Origin of the sequence: Streptomyces sp. SID11385 (assembly GCF_010548245.1) — a bacterium.
Taxonomy (GTDB): Bacteria; Actinomycetota; Actinomycetes; order Streptomycetales; family Streptomycetaceae; genus Streptomyces.
In genome coordinates this window covers 1-214 of the sequence record NZ_JAAGLR010000710.1, presented here as the reverse complement: position 1 = coordinate 214, position 214 = coordinate 1, and the positions used below count along the sequence as shown (strand labels likewise).

Genomic DNA, 214 nt, shown 5'->3' with positions numbered 1-214 from the left:
ATGAAGCCGAGGGTCTGGTTGGCGTACATCAGGGGGAATTCCACCTGGAGCACGATCATCACGGTCGCCTGGAGGATGACCCCGGTCAGCACCACCGCGGAGAACAGCCGCTTCCCGTAGAGGATGACGACCTTCTGGAGCAGCAGCACGGATACGTAGGTGAGGACGGTGACGCCGACCACCATGGCCGCGCGCTGGAGGTCCTCGACGAGGG

At 64.0% G+C, this 214-nt stretch carries 1 protein-coding gene; it reads right to left on the bottom strand.

The window, feature by feature from the left end:
• A partial coding sequence (locus tag G3I42_RS21555; protein WP_239096597.1) for a poly-gamma-glutamate biosynthesis protein PgsC/CapC occupies positions 1-214 on the bottom strand: 214 nt, incomplete at both ends.